The organism is Caldicellulosiruptoraceae bacterium PP1, from assembly GCA_041320695.1.
Taxonomy (GTDB): Bacteria; Bacillota; Thermoanaerobacteria; order Caldicellulosiruptorales; family Caldicellulosiruptoraceae; genus JBGGOQ01.
In genome coordinates this window covers 124227-147639 of the sequence record JBGGOQ010000002.1, presented here as the reverse complement: position 1 = coordinate 147639, position 23413 = coordinate 124227, and the positions used below count along the sequence as shown (strand labels likewise).

At 28.9% G+C, this 23413-nt stretch carries 15 protein-coding genes; all 15 read right to left on the bottom strand.

The genetic code is table 11. The features are described 5' to 3' along the window. Nucleotides 1–27 precede the first annotated feature (27 nt). Complete coding sequence (locus ACAG39_04320; protein MEZ0536464.1) at nt 28–1053, bottom strand: sugar kinase; 1026 nt, start codon at nt 1051–1053, stop codon at nt 28–30. Continuing rightward, the gene (locus ACAG39_04315) at nt 1046–1702 is read right to left on the bottom strand and encodes a bifunctional 2-keto-4-hydroxyglutarate aldolase/2-keto-3-deoxy-6-phosphogluconate aldolase (GenBank protein ID MEZ0536463.1); all 657 of its coding nucleotides are present in this window, start codon (nt 1700–1702) and stop codon (nt 1046–1048) included. Before ACAG39_04315 ends, ACAG39_04320 begins: the two co-directional genes overlap by 8 nt. 21 nt (nt 1703–1723) lie before the next feature. Beyond that, nucleotides 1724–2821, bottom strand: a complete 1098-nt coding sequence (locus ACAG39_04310) for a uroporphyrinogen decarboxylase family protein (protein ID MEZ0536462.1) — start codon at nt 2819–2821, stop codon at nt 1724–1726. A 16-nt stretch (nt 2822–2837) separates the two neighbouring features. Beyond that, nucleotides 2838–3926 carry a mannonate dehydratase gene (gene uxuA, locus ACAG39_04305; protein ID MEZ0536461.1) on the bottom strand — a complete coding sequence of 363 codons (1089 nt, stop codon included), beginning with the start codon at nt 3924–3926 and terminating at the stop codon, nt 2838–2840. 18 nt (nt 3927–3944) lie between these two features. Further along, nucleotides 3945–5567 carry a mannitol dehydrogenase family protein gene (locus ACAG39_04300; protein ID MEZ0536460.1) on the bottom strand — a complete coding sequence of 541 codons (1623 nt, stop codon included), beginning with the start codon at nt 5565–5567 and terminating at the stop codon, nt 3945–3947. Between the two features lie 26 nt (nt 5568–5593). Next, nucleotides 5594–7579 (bottom strand): glycoside hydrolase family 52 protein, encoded by a 1986-nt coding sequence (locus ACAG39_04295; protein MEZ0536459.1) that lies wholly within the window; start codon nt 7577–7579, stop codon nt 5594–5596. Between the two features lie 29 nt (nt 7580–7608). Continuing rightward, nucleotides 7609–9648: an alpha-glucuronidase family glycosyl hydrolase gene (locus ACAG39_04290; protein ID MEZ0536458.1), complete on the bottom strand. Its 2040-nt coding sequence runs from the start codon at nt 9646–9648 to the stop codon at nt 7609–7611. Between the two features lie 24 nt (nt 9649–9672). Then, nucleotides 9673–11196, bottom strand: a complete 1524-nt coding sequence (locus tag ACAG39_04285) for a response regulator (GenBank protein MEZ0536457.1) — start codon at nt 11194–11196, stop codon at nt 9673–9675. Beyond that, entirely contained in the window at nt 11189–13021 is a 1833-nt protein-coding gene (locus ACAG39_04280; protein MEZ0536456.1) for a sensor histidine kinase, read from the bottom strand. The genes ACAG39_04285 and ACAG39_04280 overlap by 8 nt, the downstream gene beginning before the upstream one ends. Nucleotides 13022–13094: 73 nt before the next feature. Further along, nucleotides 13095–14000, bottom strand: coding sequence for a carbohydrate ABC transporter permease (locus ACAG39_04275; protein MEZ0536455.1), 906 nt, complete (start codon nt 13998–14000; stop codon nt 13095–13097). Between the two features lie 15 nt (nt 14001–14015). Continuing rightward, nucleotides 14016–14879, bottom strand: coding sequence for an ABC transporter permease (locus ACAG39_04270; GenBank protein MEZ0536454.1), 864 nt, complete (start codon nt 14877–14879; stop codon nt 14016–14018). A gap of 171 nt (nt 14880–15050) precedes the next feature. Continuing rightward, the gene (locus ACAG39_04265; protein ID MEZ0536453.1) at nt 15051–16703 is read right to left on the bottom strand and encodes an ABC transporter substrate-binding protein; all 1653 of its coding nucleotides are present in this window, start codon (nt 16701–16703) and stop codon (nt 15051–15053) included. Between the two features lie 428 nt (nt 16704–17131). Then, the gene (locus ACAG39_04260; protein MEZ0536452.1) at nt 17132–18811 is read right to left on the bottom strand and encodes a putative bifunctional diguanylate cyclase/phosphodiesterase; all 1680 of its coding nucleotides are present in this window, start codon (nt 18809–18811) and stop codon (nt 17132–17134) included. A gap of 244 nt (nt 18812–19055) precedes the next feature. Further along, on the bottom strand, nt 19056–20003 hold the full coding sequence (locus tag ACAG39_04255) for a GNAT family N-acetyltransferase (GenBank protein MEZ0536451.1): 948 nt from the start codon (nt 20001–20003) through the stop codon (nt 19056–19058). A 144-nt stretch (nt 20004–20147) separates the two neighbouring features. Beyond that, the gene (locus ACAG39_04250) at nt 20148–23396 is read right to left on the bottom strand and encodes a hypothetical protein (GenBank protein ID MEZ0536450.1); all 3249 of its coding nucleotides are present in this window, start codon (nt 23394–23396) and stop codon (nt 20148–20150) included. Nucleotides 23397–23413: the final 17 nt, after the last annotated feature.

The following is a 23413-nucleotide window of genomic DNA, read 5'->3' as shown; positions in this document are numbered from 1 at the left end:
TAAAAATATAGAGATAGCCTTATTTTTTTATCTTTGCATCATTGCTTCACCATCTAAAAGGATAACATTTTTAATATCCTCTAAGCTTACTACTGTTGCATCACCTTCAAGGGTATGCTTTAGTAAACACATTGCAGTAGCAAATTCTAATGTATGTTTAGTATTATATCCATTAAGAAGCCCATACAAAATGCCTGCTGTAAAAGCATCTCCGCCTCCAACCCTATCAATTATTTCAACATTTCTTTTGGAGGAGAATATAAATTCATTATCTTCTTTTGTATACGCATAGAAAATATTCTTTGAGGCAGATAAACTCCTTCGAGCAGCTAAAATAATTTTTTCAAGGTTTGGAAACTTCTTTTCAATCTTTTCATATAGCTGCATCTGTCCATCTTCTGTTAAGTCAATACCGTTAACATACTCTTCATTTATTGCAATTTTAAATACTTTTCTCACATGTTCTTCATTAGTTATTAATATATCAATATATTCAATAAACTTACTTATCCTTTCATTTGCTTTTTCATAATCCCATAGCTTTGTTCTATGATTTATATCAAAAGCTATTTTTACATTATGTTTTTTAGCTGTTTTACATATATCAATAATATATTCTAATATATTTTCAGATAATGCTGCGGTAATACCGCTAAAGAATAATATCTTTGTATTACTTAATATTTCATCTAAATTAAAGTCAGATTTTTGTAAGCTATATATAGCTGAATCAGCTCTATCATATATCACAGAAGAAGCTCTCTGACCTACGCCTTTTTCAAGGAAATATAACCCAAGCCTTTTTCCTTTCTTTTTTATATAATCAGTATTCACACCAAACTTTCTTAAATGGTTTATTGCAGCCTGTCCTAAAGCATTATCAGGAACAATTGTAAAATATGCTGTCTTAATTCCCAAATTTGAAAGTGCAATAGCTACATTTGCCTCTGCTCCACCAAAATTCATTTCAAGTGTATTGGCTTGAATAATCTTTTGGTAACCTGGTGGAGAAAGTCTTAAGAGCATCTCTCCAAATGCAACAACATCAAACATAATTACAGCTCCTCTTTGCATTGTTGATTTTTTCAATAAATTGCTTACATATATCGCTTATGGCTTGATAATCATCTTTTGAAGCATATTTAGTTATAACACTTCCAACTCCTACAGCAAAAGCTTTAGCCTTTATCCAATCTTCAACATTATTTAAATCAACCCCGCCTGTTGGCATTAACTTTGCCTGAGGTAATGGACCTCTAAATGCTTCTATAATTCTTGGCCCAAAAAACTCTGCAGGAAAGATTTTAACAACATCTGCTCCTGCTTCTAACGATTCTACTACTTCCTTCATTGTCATTGCACCAGGCATACATGCTACTTTATATCTATTACACATTTTAACCAATTCCTGATTAAGATAAGGACTTACTACATATTTTGCACCATGCATTATTGCTATCCTTGCTGTTTCAGCATCAAGGACTGTACCAGCACCGATAAGTATTTCTTGGTCACTATATTTTTCAGTAAGATGCCTTATTATCTCCTCAGCATGTGGAACAGTAAATGTTATTTCTATTGCTCCTGCTCCACCATTTTTGCATGCCTCTACAATTTTTAGTGCCTTTTCTTTTGAATCAGCTCTTACAACTACTACCAATCCATTTTCATGTATCTTTTTTAATACCATTTCTTTATCCATAATCATTCCTCCAAAAATTGACTAAGCTATCTTTCCAAATTCATAAACTGCTTTTATAAAGGTTTTTATATTCTCCATTGGAGTTCCTGCTGCAACAGATCCTGCTGTTGTGGCTATGAAATTCCCATCAATTAATGCTACTTCCATATCTCTTTTTACAATATCAATTATTTCCTCTCTTGTGCCATTTCTTAATACAAAAGGTGGTATCTGTCCATGTATCCTTGCATTTGGCATAGTTCTTCTTATCTCTAAAGGATGTATATTAGGTCCAAAGTTTACAGCATTGACACCTAATCGATATAAAATGGGCATAAGATGTGCCATATCACTATCAGAATGCTGAAATCTTCTGTCATCTTTATTAGGTGCAAATGTATTAAATAATTTTTCTAATACTGGAGCACAAAATTTATCATAAAGGCTTGGTGAAAATAAGAAGCAGTCATCATCTAATAATGCTATGCTATTTGAAAAATTACCACTTGCTTCTCGTATTAATTTCAAATATTCTACTAACTTTTCACCCATTATTTCATAAAACTCATTTATAACATCTTCCTCTTCCATCATAAAAATACATAGATTTGTTGTGCCAATTATACTTGTTGCAAGTGTTGCAGGGCCTCTTGTAAAATGTCCCCAAGAAACTTTTTTGTTTGTCTTCTTTTCATACTCTTCTTTTCTTTGCAATAGATTATCTTTGAAAATCTCATTTTTAAGATCAAATTTGTGGTATCTTTCAATTAATCTTTTAACATCATCAATATTTTCTACTTCTGATTCAAACCAAGGGGTTGAACCTTCGGTTATCTTATAGTTTGCACCCATTAGTATTTCAAACCTAACTGGGTAAGGTTCAATATCTGTTTCCTCAGAATAAAATCTTTTTCCCAAATTTTCATAAAGTATCTCATTAGCTTTTTTATGAATATCTATTTTATATTGATGATTATTGTAATATTCTATTGTTGAAAATGGTCCTACCAATTCTTGAAGAAAATGATCATCAAAGTTTAAAGTAATAGGAATCCTTGTTTTTTTATCAAAATTCTTAAGGCACCACTCATTCTCTTGCCAAAATTCTATATAATTAAAATTATCTTCTTGGGCCTCCATCTTAGGATTTCTCCCTTCATCTATATCTTAAATTCATCTTGTCAATTGCTTCCCACAAACCATTTAAATATGCTATTCCAAGTGCTCTATCATAAAGGCCATAGCCTGGTCTTGCTTTTTCACCCCAAATCATTCTTCCGTGGTCTGGTCTTATATATCCATCAAAACTCACATCATATAAAGCCTTCATTATTTCAAACATGTCAAATGAACCATCAGACGATAAATGAGATGTCTCATGAAATACTCTATCGCCTGTAAATTTCAAGTTTCTTACATGGGCAAAATGTATTCTTTTTCTGCTTCCAAAATATCTTATTATTTCTGGAATATTATTTTCTTTATTAGCACCAAGTGAACCTGTACATAAGGTAATACCGTTATATGGACTATCAACTGTTTCGGTTAATCTTTTTAAATCGTCAAAGTTCTTTATAATCCTTGGAAGATTAAATACTGACCAGGGTGGATCATCAGGATGTATAGCCATTTTAACATCATATTGTTCACATGTAGGCATAATAGCTTCTAAAAAGTATACTAAATTGCTGAAAAGTTTTTCCTCTGTCATATCTTGATATTGTTTCATAACAGGTTCTAACTCTTTTAGCCTATCCTTCTCCCATCCTGGCAATGTAAATCCACCTGATGTGCTATTGACTGTTTTTACTAAATCTTCTGGTTTCAAATTCTTAATAATATTGTGATCATATCTCATTGTTTCAGATTTATCTTCTAATTTATATGCAAGCTCTGTTCTGGTCCAATCAAAAACAGGCATAAAATTGTAACAGATTACTTTAATACCTGCTTTACTAAGGTTTTTTATTGTTTCTCTATAGTTTTCTATATATCTTTCTCTGCTTGGGAGCCCTAACTTGATATCTTCATGAATGTTAACACTTTCGATAACCTCAAATGATAATCCATGTGATTTAATCTTTTCCTTAAGTTCAAAAATATCTTTCTCTGGCCAAACCTCACCTACTGGTATATCAAAAAGTGCACCTACAACACCATGTATACCAGGAATTTGCCTTATTTGTTCTAACTTTACAGAATCATGGTTTTCGCCAAACCATCTAAAAACCATTTTAAACGACATATTATATCCACCTCTTTCTTAAATATTAATATATTTATCCAATGTTTTTCTTACTGATCCTATCTCACTTATCATCTCTTTGAAGTACTTTTCAACCTTTGAGCCTAACCCTACTTCATAAAGATTTACACCAAACAATTGCGGATTAGAAAGAATAGGCTTTAGATTGTCTTTTATAGATTTTATATTACCTATTTCAATTTTTGATATATATTTCTTTAACTCATCAAGTAAAGGATCAGAACTTAATTGGAACTCATTCCAATTGTCATCTAAGCCCATTAGGTATCTACACCATCCTGCAATAACTAAAGGTATATATTCAAGGTCTGCAACATTTAAATCTTCTCTAATACAGTAAGCTTTAATAGTTTCTCCAAAACGTATAGGCATTTTTTGCGAAGTATCTGTTGCAATCCTTTGTGGTGTATCAGGAATAAATGGATTGGGTAGTCTTTCTTCAATAACTTCTTTAACAAAGGCTAATGGACTTATTATTTTAGGATCAACACAAGTCCTCATACCTTCTTCATACCCTATTTTTTCAATTAGGCCTTTAAGGCTTTTATCCTTCATTTCATCTGCTATTAATTTGTATCCCAACAAGCAGCCAAATATAGCTAAGGCTGTATGAAGTGGATTTAGGCATGTCTGAACCTTCATCCTTTCAACATTTTCAACAGTTTCTCTATCCGTAAAATATACACCAGCAAGTTCAAGCGGAGGTCTGCCATTTGCAAAAGTATCTTCTATTACAAGATATTGTGCTTTCTCTGCATTTATAAATGGAGCAATATATGTGTTTTTATTTGTGCAGATGATATCCATATTACCTATTCCATCATTTATAAGGTTTTGTTTTACCTGTTCAGATGGCCTTGGAACAATCTTATCAATCATGCTCCATGGGAATGAAACTTTTTGAGGATTAGAAATATAGTCATAAAATCCGCTTTCAACAAATCCTTTATCTACCCACTCTTTTACTATAGTACTTACTGCTGTGTATAATTTTTGGCCATTGTGAGAACAATTGTCTAAGCTTAAAAGCGAAATAGGAAATTCTCCTGATTTGTATCTTTCATATAGTAATGCTGCTACCTTACCCATAGCTGTTTTAACGCTTGAAGGTCCATTTGTAATATCCCAACTAACAATAGGTAGAAATTCTCCATCTATGTTGTAGAGATTATATCCCTTTTCAGTTATTGTGAATGAAACTATCTTAAGAGAAGGTTTTTTAAAAATTTCTATAAGTCTATTCCAATAAGAAGAGTTTTCTATATCAGCAACTAAGCTCTCACTTATGCTTGAAACAATTGATTTTTCAAGTTTACCATCAGAATTTGCTATTACTAAAATGCTGAGATTATCATAAGGTTTATAAATTTTTTCTATAATCTCATAATCAAAAGATTCAGCAGCTATTATGCCACTATTTGATTTTCCTTGTTCTAATAGGCTTTGTTGCAACATTGCAACAAAGCCTCTAAAGATATTACCTGCACCAAAGTGAACCCATTCGGGATTTTTAATTGAATATTCTTGCATAGCTTTATAATCAAATTCAGGCAATTTAAATCCTTTTTCTTGCCACTTTGCTTTGTTTTTCTCTATATTCTCTCTATTTAGAATAAGCATTTCTTTTACCTACCTTTTATATTGAATTATTTATTCAAGAAGTAAAGATAACCAAATGCAGCAATACCTCTTGGATAGAAGTTAAGGTTATTACCATTAAATGTTTCAAAAAACATATAAATACCTTGCGTATTAGTTGTAAGCTGCCAATCCCAATATCTTTCTAAATTATCAGTAAGGTCTAAACCTCTTTTTAATGCTGTTATATCTCTTAACATATTCATAGATATCCAGCCATTTTTATCACTTGTAGATGCTAATCCTTCTAATGTAAGTGGTATTTCGTCTTGTTCCCATCTTACAAAGCTTGAATGTCTACAACCATATTTGCCTAATGTATTTTTCCAACCATTTATGGCATCAATTTTTAATTTTTGGTTATCCATCTCAAAATCAATTCCAAGTAAATCGAAAATAGCTAATCCGTTCATAGTGTATATATGATATGCATCCCAACCTGGAACCTTCCCTTTTAAAACCTCTTTAGTCCATGGATTAACAATACCTTCTGTTTCAGGCTGAAGTGTTACAACATAATGGTCATTTAACCATCCTTCATTTTCAACCTTTTGTATTGCTTTTTTTGAAAATTCCAAATACTTTTGGGCATCTATACCTAAATAATCCAAAATCATATATCCTGCATAAACTGCACAAGCAGCTTTTACGCTAAGATAAACCTGTTTTTTAGCAAATTGTATAGCAGGTGATGCATCATCAATTGTATTTGTGCATCCAATCTCGCAGATACCATCATCATCAATATCACATTTTAGAATAAAATCTAAAAGTTTTATAATAAAGTCTGTATGGTTTTTAATAACCGAATCATTACCTGTTTTCTTCCAATGCATAAATGCAAGTAGTATATAATTGCAGTTTTCCTCAACCTCCATATCATGTGGATAAGCTTGACCACTGCAATTGCAATGAACACCCATATCGTGTGATAAGAATAAGGTATCCTTTCCACTTTCACCTAATGCTATCTGTCCATCTTTGCCAAAGTATACCCATTCATTAAGTTCCATTTCAAGAAGTTCAGGCCACATGTATAGATAAAATGGAAATTGTGTGTGTTCAACATCCACAGTTGAGTGGAAATAGCAGCTTCCCTCCCAGACTGTAAACCAATCTTGGCCTTTTGGTGTTACAACAAGCCAAGTATTTATCAAGTATGAATGTAGCGTGTATGCTAATAGTTTTGATAGGGTTGGCTTTATATTTTCATTTCTAAATTTATTATCAATCAGTTCATCTTGTTTTAAAATTTCGGTATAATTTTCCTTTGCCCAAAGTTGAATATCATCAATCGAATTAAAATGTTTTTTATAATAAAACTCACTTTTTTCATTTAATACTGTTAAAACAGCAGGGTCAAATGAAGCCCAAGCAATTACAACTTTTTGAGATTTATCACCCATCTTTAGCTTAAACTCTTTTTCAAATCCATTTGATAAAACCTTTGGTTCACTTTCTAATACAAATACTCTATCTTGTGCATTAATATAGTTTTCTTCTTTTGCTAAGTAAGATTTATAACTCATAGTTAAGTAGTCATTCTTTTGTGAGATGTTGAATGCGTTTTCATCGAAGGTTATAAACATTTTACCTTCTACTTCTTCATATTTTGAAGGTTTCCATCTAAATGACCTTCTTAATTTTTCAACCTCAAGTTCTATTAAAAACAGTGGAACAGTGCTAAACTTAAGATCTTGAGGTTTAAAAGGTATTCTAAAAGATAGATTAAACTTTAATCCTGTTTCTGCGTCTATTGCTTTTAATGATATCCTTGTCATATAAATATCTTGGTCAAAAAATTCAAACTTTGTTTCACTTGATCCAAGTGGAAATGTTAAAACTTTCCCATCAACATTAACACCTATATTCAGGTTCATAGGTATTCCAGGATGCAAGCCGTGTCTTATTAGATAGCTTTTGTTATTAGTTGGTTCAATTGCAATTCCAATCCTTGAGCCTAAAACACATAATGCATCTGACATTAAATTCATTCTGTTAACCCTCCATAAGCTAAAATTATTTATTCGTATATATGTCTTTTTTGTTCATCCTTAATTCCTGTTTTTCTGTAAAAATAAGTGTTAATTACATCTCTCCATTCTTTTGAATGTTCGTATTGTTTATTGAGTCTATCTAAAACCCTATCATATACATCATTAGAAACTAAATCTTTTAATTCTGTCCATTTTTCAATTAGAACCTTTACTTCTTCAACACCTTCAAAATGCGTGTCATACATATATTGTATTAATGTTTTCCCATTTTTTAATTTATGATTCCAGTTAACTCTATGAAAGAAAAGAAGTAGTTTCTCTGGGCATTTATTAATATCATCATAAATCTCTTGCCAATGCTTTGAATATTGGCTTGTATACTTTGTCCCTTTAGAAGTTCTATCAACACCTATAGCTTCAGTACTTGCTCTATGGTATGTTCCCCACATAGAAAACTCATAACCTTCTGGACTTGGCCCATAATGATGTCCTGGATTTATCATCCATCCTAAGCCTAATGGTGTTGTGTATTTTTCATAAATACTGTGAGAATTTAATAATAGATAGGTAATACCTTCTATTACTTTTTTATTGTGACCAAAAGTTAATTTAATCCATTCATCAACAATGTCCTCAATTTTTTCATCAGGATTCCAAGAAAGTTTCCCAAATGTATATAAATTAGCCTGTGCCAAGTCATGACCAGTCCAATTGAAGTCATCTCCAATATTTGAAACGCCTGCCAATCCACAATTGGTTTTATTAAATAAAGAACCATCAACTATTCTTTTAACAAAAGATCCTTCTCCCTGTGCATATGTATCAAAATCAAGTGCTTCTTTCCATAGTTGACCCAAGTAACAAAGATGTATTTGCTGTCCTGTATATTCTTGTGTAATCTGGAATTCAATAATTTGATTTGTTTTTAATAATGCACCGAATAAAGGAGAAACAGGCTCTCTGACTTGAAAATCCATTGGTCCTAATTTAATTTGAAGAACTACATTATCATCAAAAAGTCCATCAAAAGGTTTAAAATTATCGTATGCTGCTTTAGCTCTATCAGTTTTGGTATCTCTCCAGTCTTGTCTGCAGTTATATACAAAACATCTCCAAATAACTAATCCCCCATAATGTTTTAATGCTTTTGCCAACATATTTGCTCCATCTGCATGGCTTCTGTTATAAACATAAGGTCCTGGATTAAATTCTGAATCAGCCTTTACAAGAAAACCTCCAAAATTAGGAATGATATCATATATCTCTTTAGCTTTGTCCTCCCACCACTTACAAACATCCTTATCAAGAGGATCAGCTGTTGGAAGTTTCCCAAGATAAATTGGACTTGCAAAATTAATGCTCAAAAATATTTTTATGCCATACTTGCCAAATATATTTGCTATCTTTTGAAATTTTTTAAGGTATGGCTCTGTTAAAAACTCAACCTCTCTTTTCTTTACATTTACATTATTAAGTACAATAGAATTAATACCAATTGATGATAATAATCTTGCATAATCTACTATCCTTTTTGAGTTTAGAAGTATTTTATTATCTTTATAAAAGATTGATTTCCCTGCATATCCTCTTTCTATTGTACCATCAAAATTGTCCCAATGATTAATAATTCTTAAGTTTGCTTTTGGATTTTTTATTATATTTATATCATTTAGCTTTTCTCCAAGTCTTATTAGTTTAATCAGTTCAAAAGTTCCATAAACTAATCCATTATATGAATTTGCTAAAACTGCAATAAGATTTTTGTCAACTTCTTTAATTAAAAAACCTTCATCTTTTAGATTATTTTTCTCAATTTCTAATCCTAATTGTTTCAGTTGTTCAATCTTACCGATAATAATACCAGAAACTTTTTGTGGTAATTCATATTTTATTAATTTTGGTGTTTTGTTAAACCCTTCTTTAATAAATCTTTTTAACTCACCAATGCATGCATTTATTTTATCATTTTCTTCAAAATATATGATATTTTTAATGTAGTCCTTATAGCTTTCTTTATCCTTTAAAGTATTATATTGAAGCCAACACATTGAATATTTCTCTTCCATTGTTATGCCCCCTATATTTATCAATCATCTTGTTTTTTGATTTCTATAGTTGGAAGGCGTCATACCTGTTACTTCTTCAAACTTCATAGAAAAGTATTCAGGATCCTTATACCCAACCTCTTTAGCAATTTCATATACCTTTTTATTTGAATTAGTAAGCATTCTCTTTGCCATTTCAACACGTATAGTATGTAGATATTTATTGAAATTCATACCAAATTGTTTTTTAAAAAGCTGGCCAAGATAAATTGGGTTCATATAAAATTCTCTTGACATTTCTTTTATTGTAATATCTTTTGAAAAGTTTTCATTTATATATCTTTCTATTTTCTTTATAATAGCATTATTTGAATTTTGAATTTGATTTTTATAAATTTCAAGTATCTTTAAACACAGATCATTTAAAGTATTTATCACTTTCTTTTTTGAGGATTTTTCATCAAAAACAGCTAAGAATTCATCAAGTTCAAAATCGTATATCTGAAAATATTCTAAAAGCTCAATTATTACCAAGTTAATATATCCTCTTATTACCTCTATGGATATCTTTTCTTGAAAACATTTATCTATAAATAAAGTTACATCTTCTTTAATTTTTGAAACATTATTTTGTTCTATATTTTTTATTGTATTATTTATTAAACTTTTTTCATCTAACTTAGCAATTTGGATAAAGCAATTAATTTCATTACTATTGAATATTCCAGTTTTTTCATAAAAGCATAGATAATCTAAAAGCTTTAAAAGTTTGTTACATGTGTTTCTTATTTTTGATATATCATCTATTGTTTCGTATATAATTGTAATATCTTCTTGTATATTGTTAGTTAAATATCGATAAATTTTTTCTATTATTTGCAAATTATTAAGTGTTTTGCTTTTTGCAAAAAAGTATATATTTAAATTATGATCACAGAAAATATCAAGATTTATATTACCTTTTTCAGCTTGTTTTAAATTGTATACTAAATTATAAAGAAGGTTATCAATATCATATTTATCATTTTTATTAACCTTCGAAAGCATAACCAAGTTGTTTTTATCTTTTCTAAAATCATTATCAAGTAAATAATTAATATCAATAGAATCTGATTTTTCTAAATACTTTAGAAATTCATTGTTCTTGTTTAATAAACGATATTTATCGTTTTGCACTTTCTCTTGTTTATCTTTATTAATTTCATCACTTACTTTTTTCATGGTCTCGATAATTTCTAATTCATCTAAAGGCTTTAAAATGTAGTTTTTAACATTATATTTCAAAGCTGTTCTAGCGAATTCGAATTCATTATAACCACTTATTATAATAATTTTAGGTATCTGAGAAAATCTTTTATTTATCTCTTCTATTAATTCTAAACCATTCATTTCAGGCATTTTGATATCTGTAATAATAACATCGAAAGATTCTTTTTGAAGAATTTTAAGTGCTTCTTTCCCATGAGAAGCCTCACCACAAATTGAAAAACCAATACTTCCCCAATCTATTAAGCTTTTAATACCTTCTCTTACAAAGATTTCGTCTTCAACAAGCAGCACCCTATACATTAGACTTCTCCTCATTTTCAACAGTTTTATAAATAATATCATTATTAAGAAGTATTCCAATTTTTATTACTGTTCCTTGTTTATATTTGCTATCAATACTAAATGTAAATTTATCATTATAGAAAAGTTGTAACCTACGATATACATTTTTTAAACCAATACTTTTAGAATCATTTTTTTCACAGTATATATTATCAAAAAGAGTTTTAATCTCTTCCTCTTTCATACCCCTTCCGTTATCTTCAACAGTTATTAATAATTTATCTGCATCCTTATATACCTTTACCTTTACATATCCATTCCCCTCAACTTCTTCTATGCCATGGATGCAAGAATTCTCAACAAGTGGTTGAATTGTCATTTTAGGTATTCTTAAATTCTTAACATCTTCATCTGCATATATTTCAAATGTTAATTTTTCACCAAGTCGATAATTCTGAATCCTTAAAAATTCATCAATAAACTTGAGTTCATCTTCTATTGTAATAACATCATTTCCCCAATATATAAGTCTTCTTAATGTTTTAGTAAGATATTTAATAATCTCGGCAGTTTCCTTTTCATTCTTTATTATACTTCTCATTCTAATAGACTCTAATGTATTAAACAAAAAATGAGGATTAATCTGTGATTGAAGTGCATTTATCTCTGCTTGCTTTCTCTCAATTTCTAAGTTTTGCCTTTGTATTTTTGCTAACATTTCTTTTTCAATAAGTTCTTTAATCTTTTTTGACATATTATTAAATTCTCTAATGGTTTCTCCTATTTCATCGTTACCTTCATTTATCTCAATAATAGAAAAATCTTTCTTCTTAGCATTCTTTCGAATATGTTTTGAAAGAATGCTAAGTCTAATTGAAAAAGATCTTGATATAAAATATATACTAACTGTTGCAACAATCAAACTAATCAAAGCAACAAATATGAAAAACAAAATAGGCTTTTTTAAAATTCCTGTGACATAATTTCTCTCAAAAATCCCTACTATTTTCCAATTATTTAGTAAATTTATTTTATTTAAATTTCTTTGAAAAATCATGTATTCATTTTTGTCATATTTGTTATAGTCAAATGTTATCAAAGGTTTCATCATATAATATTCAAAAAGTGTGTTTGAACCAAGAATATGATTTTTACTGTCAAGTAAATATAGCTCACCGTCAAAAAAGTTGTATCTAATTATTGAGATAAATGATGAAAGGTTTATATCCACTTTAAGTATCTTTTTATAAGTATGTTGAGCATTTTCATCCTGTTCTCCAAACATTCTATCATAATAATCTAATTTTCTTATTATTGAAACTCTCCAACTATCCTCCGAAAAAGTAGGTACTATAATAACACTTTTATTACTGCTATTAATTAATTTATACCATTCAGTTTGTCTTACATTATTATTAATATATGAGAATCCATCACTCAACGGAATTGTTGGATTATTATGCCATATTTCAACATCCTCTATTTGTGGGTAGGCATTTTTTGCTTGATAGATTGTTGGTCTTAAATACTCGCTATGAATATCGAAATAATCATTTTCATTTGCATAATTTCTGTTTAAATACTCATTTAATTTTTCATCAGAATACAAAATATTTGTAAAATATAATGTATCGTCAATAATGCTTCGTATATTTGCAACATATACATCAAAGTTTATATTTATTTCTTTTTTCCATTGATTTGTTAGATTCTTTATAGTCCACCTAACAAATATAATATTTATAGCCAAAATGGGCAAAAGAACGCATAGTAAATATATCATAAATAACTTTTGGCTAACTTTTAAATTATTCAAACTAAATGGCTTAAATCTTTTAAACATAAAAATCATCCTTATTTTTTTCTTACTTCTTATTATACTGTAAAATACGTTATTTTGCCCTAATCAAATTATGTTATTCACCCTTAACACTACCAATTGTCAATCCCTTTACAAAATATCTTTGTAAGAAAGGATATACAAATAAAATTGGTGCAACTGCAACTATTGTCATAGCAGCACGAACTGATTCAGGTGTTACAGCCTGCATCTGTTGAGTCATACTTCCTGCCTCAAAGTTTGGATTCCTACTTGTCTGCATACTAACAGATGCTAATATCTTTTGAAGCTCAAATTGCAAAGTACTAAGCTCTGGTCTTTGCGGGTTATACAAATAAACATCAAACCAAGAATTCCAATGTCCAACACCAATAAATAGTGCAATTGTAGCAATTGCAGGCATAGATAATGGTAATATTATTGTAAATAGGATTCTAAATTCACTTGCTCCATCTATTTTAGCCGATTCAATAATACTTCCTGGTAATGTTTCAATATAACTTCTTAAAACAATAACATTAAACATACCAATTAAGTTTGGAATAATGTATACCCAAAATGTATTTAAAAGATTTAAATATCTCATTAAAAGGTATGTTGGTATAAGACCACCACTAAAGTACATTGTAAATACAAGTATTGCAGCAGCTCCTTTTCTTAATACAAAATCCTTTCTACTTAATGGATATGCAACAAGAAGTGAACAAATAATTCCTAAGAATGTTCCTAAAACAGTTCTTATTACAGAAATAACAGCTGCATGATATATTTCTGGGTTAGAAAGTATTATATTATAATTCTTTAAAGTCCATTTTCTTGGCCAAAAGTAAATTCCACCTCTAATTGTATCAAGTGCATCATTAAATGAAACAGCAATAATATTTACAAATGGATATAATGTAACTAAAGCTGTTAAAATTAAAAATATATATATTATTGTATCTAATACAATATCTTCAGCATTAAACCTTTTCTTAGACATTCTTCTACCTCCTTACTATACAACAGTTGATGCATTAAGTTTTTGAGCAATCTTGTTAGCTGCTAAAACAAGTATTACGCTAATTACACTCTTAAATATACCTGCTGCTGTTGCATATGAGTATCTGTACATTGAAATACCATAGTCAAGAACATAGGTATCAAGAATTTGAGCAACATCCTCAACCATTGAGTTTCTTAAGAGAAGCACTTGCTCAAAGCCTGCATTTAAAAGCCAGCCAACATTTAATATAAGAAGCATTGATATAGTTGGTGCTATACTTGGCAATGTAATATGGCGAATTTTTTGCAACCTTGAAGCACCATCAACACTTGCAGCATCGTAAAGTTCTGGATCAATACTTGTCATGGCTGCAAGATAAACAATTGCGTTCCAACCAGTTTCCTTCCAAACTTGTGATAATGCTAATATCCACCAAAAGTATTTTGTTTCACCCATCCATACTATTGGTTCTTTAATTATGTGAAGTTTAAACAATACTTGATTTAATATACCACTTTCTGGAGATAAAACTGTCATTACTATACTTGCAGCAACAACCCATGATACAAAGTGTGGAAGATAAGAAACTGTTTGTATTGTTCTTTTGAATAACATATTCTTTACTTCATTTAACATCAACGCAAATATAATAGCTGCTAAAAATGTTGTAATAAGTTTTAGGAAACTTATCCCAATTGTATTTCTTAATGCATACCAGAATTCTGAATCTTGGAAAAGCATTTTGAAATTATTAAGTCCTACCCAATCAGATGCTATTATGCCTTTGAAAGGTTGATAATCTTTGAATGCCATTACCCATCCAAATATAGGCACATATCTAAAAAGAATTTCATATAAAACGAATGGAACAATCATTATAGCCAATTCTTTTTGTTCTGCAAGTTTTCTCCAAAATGTATTGTTACGATTTCCTATTGCCTTTTCCACTCAACTTACCTCCTTAAAATTCCATTGAAAACACTTTATTGTATAAAAGACAAGGAAGAATTTCACTTCCTCCTTGTCTTTTTGTTTAACTATACTTTATTAATACCATTTATCAAGACGCCACTTAATTTGTTGTGTATAGAATTCCTCAGCTGCTTTTGGATTTGTCTTGTTCATGTCATTTACATATCTCTTCCATAGATCATCAAATCTTCCCTTTGGAGCCATAACAAGCTGTGGTATATATTTTCTTGATAAATCATCTCTCTTTTGGTTACCGACAGTTATATCTTGTCTATCAGATGGAACACTAATTTCCCATGCATATCCATATTTTGATTGTTCTGGTGGGTCATAGAATTGCATAAAGCTCTTAAATTTATATGCATCAAGAACTTCTTTCTCTTCCTTTGTATAATCTCTATATGCAATTTCTGGATCAAATTCTGGCCTTCTGTAATTACCATCTTGTAACTTTAAGTAAGCATGTGGAAATATTTCCCAATATCCTATGCCTTGTTTCTTTTGATATACAGGATCTCTCCTCATTTCCATTTGTTTTTGAGAAACTGTCATCTTACCATTTTCAACAGTATAGTCTTGGCCTTTTATACCCCAGTACATAAGTTTTTGAATATCAACTTGGCATAATGCATCTAAGAATTTAAATGCAGCAACTGGGTCTTTACATTTCTTTGATATACTAATACCATCTCTTGTACCAATTGTTGATACCATTAGATATCTTGAACGTTTTGTTCCTTTGAATACTAATGGAAATGGAACTGCAGGAGCTTTGCTAAATTTTCCTTGTTGTCTTAATGAGTTCCATGTATTTGTTAAATGGAAATTTCTGCCAAATGTTGAAACAACTCTTCCTTGAGCAATCTTAGCTAAATATTGATCATGGCTTTGAACAAACATTTCTTTATCAAGTATTCCTTCTTGCCATAAGCTATTTAAGCTCTTGTAAAACTTATATGCACCGCTGCTCATTGCAAACATTTTTGCTTCATATGTTTTTTGATTAACAATAAATGCACCATCGTCTTGTGAACCCATTAAAAATTTAGGTGGGTTTGTAATCATATAGAATCTTGCACCTTCAGTTGTAATAGTTAGACCAATAGTTTTTGCACCATCGGTTGTTGGATGCTTTTTTACATAATTTTTTATAAATGGAACATAATCTTCCCAATATTTAAATGTAGGATATCCAGCTTCTTTCAAAGCTTCAATCTGAGTCCAGAAAGCATAGTCACCTTTTGTGGAAGGTGAAACTTCGTTTCTATTATATGATAAGAAATAAATGTGACCATCAGTTAAAGTTAGTTTTTTGAAATCTGAATCTGAATAAATCTGTTTGCTATATTTACCGTACTTATTAATGTAATCTTCTAGTGGAACTACTGCACCTGCTCTTATAAATTGTTGATGCTCACCACTACCATAAACAAAGTCTGGTAAATCACCTGACGCTAACATAAGTGAAACCTTTGTTGCTTGATCTAAACCAACAAGATATTCAACTTTTAGTCTAACACCAGTTCTTTTTGTTATCTCTTGACCTATTTTTGATGAGAATAGATCTGGGTGTGGTGTTACTGAAGCGTCAGCACTAAACATTGTAAAAACCTTTGGCTTTACAGCTGCTTGAGCTTTGTTATTCTTACTATCAAAACTAAAGCTCAAAACAGAAGTAATAACAAAAACAGCAACTAAAAAAATGGAAACATGTCTTCTTAATGCCATTAACAAATACCTCCCCTGTTAATTAAAATATATTAATGAGTTTTGAATAATTACTATGTAATTATTCAGCCCCACTATTATTGATTTTAAATAGTTTATTTTGTACACTCAACCCATAAATTTTTACTATTCTCCCCCATAAAATTAATTAAATTTATTTAATTAAATATGTATTACAATTGCCTTTACAATTATAAAAAGTAGATTAAAATATCACCTTATAGTTCTTTTACATTAAATTCAACCGAAATATAAAAGCCAATTGATTATTGAAAGTAAACAAAATATATTGATGTTAGTTTGTGGAATTGATATTTTTTTTGAACATAAATCTTATATTGATATTTATTTAATAACATTAACAAAGGCTACCCAAAATATTTTGGATAGCCTTTGTTATTGCGTGCAGTCCTTTTAAGTAACATTTTTCATTCTGTATTATTCTTCAATATCTTCTCAACCTCACTAGGAAAAACAGGTTGGCTAAATAGAAAACCTTGAACAAAATCTGCTTGAAGCTCTTTTACTATTTCAAATTGTTTTTTGTTTTCAACTCCTTCAACAGTTACTTTTATTCCCAATTGGTTTGCCATTGAAATTATTGTTTTTAAAACAATAATTTTTTTCTCATCATACTCAATCTGCGATATAAATATATTGTCTATCTTTATTTCATCAATAGGAAGTTCAGTTAATATAAATAATGATGAATATTCTTTACCAAAGTCATCAATAATTATTTTTACACCTTTTTCTCTTAATTTATTTAGTATTTGTCTAGTTTTCTCAATATTATATATCATGGTTCTTTCAGTTATTTCAATATTAATCAAATTATAATTGATTTTATAAATATCACAAATTTCATATAGTTTATTCAAAAAATTTGCATCTAAAAACTGTTTTGAAGAAAGATTAATTGATATAGGTAAAATATTGTATCCTTTTTGTACCCAGTTATTTATATCTTTGCATACCATTTCTATTGATTTATATCCAAGATTTATTATAAGTCCTGTTTCCTCTGCTATTGGAATAAAATCGCTTGGTGAAATAAATCTGTTTTCACCATTATTCCATCTTATTAGTGCTTCAAAACCAACAATATTTTTTGTTATTGTAGAAATTTTGGGTTGATAAAACATAATAAATTGGTCGTTATCAATTGCAAGTCTAATATTTTTCTCACATTCTACTCTTTTAATTGTATCAAAGGTTAGTTGGGGAGTATAAAGCTCAAAAAAGCTATCACCTACTAACTTGCTTTTTTGTTTTGCCTTTAGCATAGCTAATTCTGCATTCTTAAAAAGTTCTTCAAATGTTATTCCATTTTCAGGATATTTTACAATACCAATAGAACATGTTGTATAAACAATTAACCTTTTCTCAAGATGAAAAGGAGAATTAAAACGTTTGAATACTGAATAGAGCCTATTCTCTATTTCCTGGAATGTGCAGTTATTTGTAATAATTAAATACTCATCTCCACCAATTCTTGATAATAACCAATTATTTGGTATATATTTTTCAATCTCATTTTGAACCTTGTTTATCAATTTTTCCCCAATATCATGACCATATATATCATTTATTAAAGAAAAATTATTCAACTCAAAATACATAAGCCAAAAGTTTTCATTATCATTTTTCTCATTTGAAAAATGTTTATTAAATGAATTATGTGCATTATCTCTAATAACAGTATACTCCATTTTTTTATTGCTAATATTATTGATAGATTCATTCTCTTTTTGATGAATTTCTTTTATCTCATTAATTACTATATTACCAGCAATTGAAGCTGGAACGTCAATTAAAAAATTAATTTTTAGATTAAAATCAATTATTTTTTTATTTTTTAAAATGTATTGTGTTGATATTTTATTTTTATTATTTTGAATTGAATTGTAAATTAAATTCTCCAATTTAATTATCATATCACGTGAAAGAAAGTTTTTAAGTAGTTCCTTAAATTCGTGTGGTGTGATTATATATTTGTTTTCAGCTATTTTAATTATGTATTCTCTTGTGAAAAGATTTATTTCTATATCACACTTTTCATATTGTTCTAACAATTTTGCAATCTGTGTGGTAAGTATTGTGTTCATAAACTTATCCACCTCTGTATATTATTATCATTTATATTTTGTACAATATATTTATACCCCTTTATACTTAAATATTAATCTAAAAAGCTGCAAACCAAGTTATAGTTTTGCAGCTTTTTAGATAATTGCTTATAATCTTATAGCAATAATAATTATTTTTGTATATATTATTACTTATTTAAGAGTTGTAGTATTTTATTTCTACTATCTAAATATTAATAAAAATGTAAAAAATAATCTTAAATTAATAACCATCAGTACTCCAAAATAGCAATTTATCTGTTTTTAAAACATCAATTAGTTTTTGGTTTGTATCAATTAATTTCCCATTTAACTCAAATGACTTAACAAGCCTATACATCTTACTTTTGTCAAAATCACTTTCTACACTTGCATAATTAGATTTTATTACAGAAGGAAAAGTAAAAATTGATTTTTCTCTTTCAATCTTGTTTGCTATATTCTGCAAAAATGCATCAAAAATCAAACTTTTATCCACATTATCAATAAAGCCAAATTCCTTTATATTTACTCTTTCGTTTCCAACATCATAAAATATGTAGCCGATAATCTTGTTGTTATCAAGAGCAACAAGTGAATTTCTGTATTCTTGCCTTACCCAATTCTGCCAGTAATCTTCTGTTCGAACAACTGTACTATTAAATTTAGATGAATATGTTTCATATATGTTCATAATATCTTTTAAGTCCCAAGAAAACTCAGTATCACGAATTTGTATATCAAATATCTTTTGATCTTTATTTACTTCTACAATGTTTATTGGAGTTTCAATAAGTTGATAATCAAACATGTTATAAAAAGTATGCCTGCTTGCAAAAAGAAGAGAAACATTTATACTTTTTTCTTCCATTTTATTTATTGCCATATTCAAAAGATTTGTTGCAAGCCCCATACCTCTATATTGAGGTTTTGTGCTAACCTCTCCTATTCCACCAGTTTTAATCTTTTTACCATTTAAATATATATCTCGATAGAATAGTCTAACTGTAGCAGCAATCTCCTCACCATCCATTGCCACAAAAATGCTATCAAAATCAGCATATGGGTCATTTATAAAGTGATTCTTGAAATAATACCTAAAGCTTTCAGAATATTTTCCTTCATTAAAAACATAAACACAATGATCAAGCCACTGATTAAACTCATTTGGATTTAGAGTTCTATATTCCATAAAAAGCACTCCTTAATATGTAATCAATTGTTAAGGATATTATATAATATTTAAATTTATAATACCAAAATATTATTTTGAAATTTAAATAAAAGAGCCACAGAACTTTTTGTCCTGTGGCTTTTTGTATTTTTTAAATTCTATTTATTTTTTATCAATATTAATCTCAATAACACCTGTTTGATTTGAATCTCTTAGCATAGTTGAATAAGGATAACCTATAACTGAGCCATCAATTATTGTTTTAATATCTTGAGTGTCAATTTTTATTGATTTAATATAAGCATTCTCAGCAAAAGTATCAATTCTATTTGGATTCTTGTATATCACAAGAAGTCTACCAAAAAGCATTATAGCAAATGTATTTTCATCTAATAATATCTTTCTTTTATTATCATTAAAATAAATCTCTTTTTCTTGTTTTTCTGTGGTAAATAAACTTCCTTTTAATATTGGCTTAAATTGAAGGTTTAATCTCTTTGACTCATCAATATAAAAAATCCGTTCACCAAAAGCCATCGTTGTAAGCATATTTATAAATTCAGCAGTAGAACCTGAAAGTCTTGCAACGAATCCCTGCCCCCAAATATTTTTATTTGGATTAGCTGAACTTGCTATAAATGAAGAATTTTCAAATATACTTCTACCATACTTCTGTGGATCTAAAAATGGTATTAGTACATTATTAATTTCATTATAGTACTCATCATATAAGCCTCTTTTTAATAATTCAAGTATATACTTATACTCCATATGCAAAAATATTGATTCATTTTCTAACCATCCAGGAGTAAAGGCTTTAAGTCTTCCTATTTCATTAGTAGCATTTTCAAGACTTGCATTAGTTTTATACATCTTAAGAATATTATCATACAAATCACTATTCTTTACAGCATTGTATAAGTTAATAAGGTTTTCTTTTTTGTCTTCAACTCTTAATGCATGTACCTGACCTTCTAAAAATGCTGGGACAGTATATTGCTCAAAACTTTTAACCCTAATTTTCCCCTCATCTATTTCATAATCTTTAGGTTTATTTATATAATAAGTGTTATAGATATTATTCTTATTATCATAAGCATCATTAATTGAATTATTTAATTTTTCTTTACATAAAGATAAAAATTCATTTATTATTTGATAATCAACTTTTACCTTTTTGCCATTTACGCCAAATTTTGTTTTCTCTCTATATTCTTCTTTTATAGTATTACTTCTATCCCAATATCTAAAATTGCTTTCTAATGAATAGCTATTAAGATTTTCTTTAAGAAGTTTATGAATCTTGTCCATAAACTCATAAAGCTCTTTGGTTACTTCAAAAGAATCAACTTTATATTTTTCTATCCAATATAATAACAAATCAATTAGCCTTTTTAACTCCATAGTTTCACATACTGATGAACCAAATACACCAGGAAGCCCATTTAAAGCATCGTTCCAACCTGGTTTGTCTGCTTCCATCTCTATTCCCTTGCCAAAAGGGTCTAATGTTGCAATTTTATTTACAATTAAACAAAGCATTTTATCAATAATGTTTGTTTTATAAACTTCTCCATATCCATAATTTGTTCTTACATATCTTTGATATTCATTGCGGGAATCTATTAACTGCTTTTTATTTTTGTCACTAACATAAGATTTATACTGCATTATATTTCCATCTTCATATACATATCTTTGACTTCTTGGTCTTATGATATGTTCGTTATCATAATAATAAAAACTATTCTCAGATAATAGGTCTTTGATTTTTTCAGGATAAATCTCTTCAAATCTTTCCAATAAATCTAAGTTATATGTCCAGTGGTCAACCCAATAGCCCTCACCTGGAACAGCATCAAATATCTTTTCTGAATTGGTTACCAAAAATGCAACTAACTCATCAATGTTATCATTATTTTCTTCTTGTAAAACCTTCATTAGATCACTCATGCTAAAAGGCGTATTTATTGTTTCCTTAAGGCTATCATAACATTTAAAATTACTCTTGAGATATTCTTCCTTTTCTTTATTGAATTTATATCTAACACCTCTTATACCTAAAGGATTATAGCCATCAAGTTGTATTAAGTTAATGAAATACCTAATATTAAAGTCTTTAACTTTAGGATTAATAAATAAATCGCTTCTTCGATTTTGGTTTATGTCCCTATATGCACCATTACCTTGTGAATAATATGATGGTTCTATCTCAAAATCATTATAATCTCTTTCTAAATCACCATGTTTTCTTGAGAAGACATACATAATATCTTCTTTATCGTTATGTTTTAAATCTATTGGAACTCCGCCTCTTAGATAATTATCAAGCAAGCTAACTCTTGTATAAGAATTAAAACTTTGTTTACCTGAGTTTACAAATAGCTTATCAGTTATTTCATAAATTATCTCTCTATTTCTAATTAGAGCATTATCAAAGAATTCAACACTATTTATACTTTCAATTAGATTGGTAAATTTATTAACATTGTATGCAAATCCAAATATCGAATATAATGTTATTTTGTCTTTTGGTTTAATCTTTACATCACAATAGCTATAAGCACATGAGGTTTTATTTGTGATGACTTGTTCTATCTTTGTTACATCGTTTTTAATAAGATTTATTGGATGAATGCATTCTGTATTTTCACCGAATATAACATTTGGATCAGCAATAGCATATGCTTCATTTAGTTGGCCTTGTTTTTCAAGTAATGAAATATAAAAATTACCTTCATTTATTTCTACAACCTTTGTTGTATCCTCAGCAGATGCTCTTATTCTATAAAAAAGGGCATTCTTTCTAATAAAGTCAACATGAGCCCATGCTTCTATTGTTCTTGACATGTTTTTTAAAACAAAATTGTTCATACCATAAGATACAATCTTATTGAGGCCATCAATAATCTTTAGATTTTTCTCAATATCATCTAAATTTTTTATTTCAACAATTCTTATAAGCCCACCAACATTATTTTCAGGAAGTGTAATATACTTTATATTTACTTTTAGATTATCATTTGTATTTAATTCTTCTATTTCAAGCATATGAGGATATATAACCATTTTGTTTTGAGTTTTAAAACCACATAATTCATTTAGCTGATCAAAAAAAGGCTGATAAACAACCTTTTTATCATCAATTTTTATAAATGTTCTAAAACCATTTATTGCAGTAAAATTGTACGCTTTATTAGCAGCATTGAACTCAAGTATTGCACCATCTTTATTTTTAACACCAAAAGATGCAATACATTGCCCTCTATTTACATAAAAACACCATATAGGTATACCTTTAAGTCCAGCTATACCAGGTAAAAAACTAGAGAATGGTTTGCCTTTCTGGTAGTTTTCAATTACAAATGCATCGTTTTTTTGATTATCAACATAGTATTTTGCATCATTCATAACAATCACCTCATATT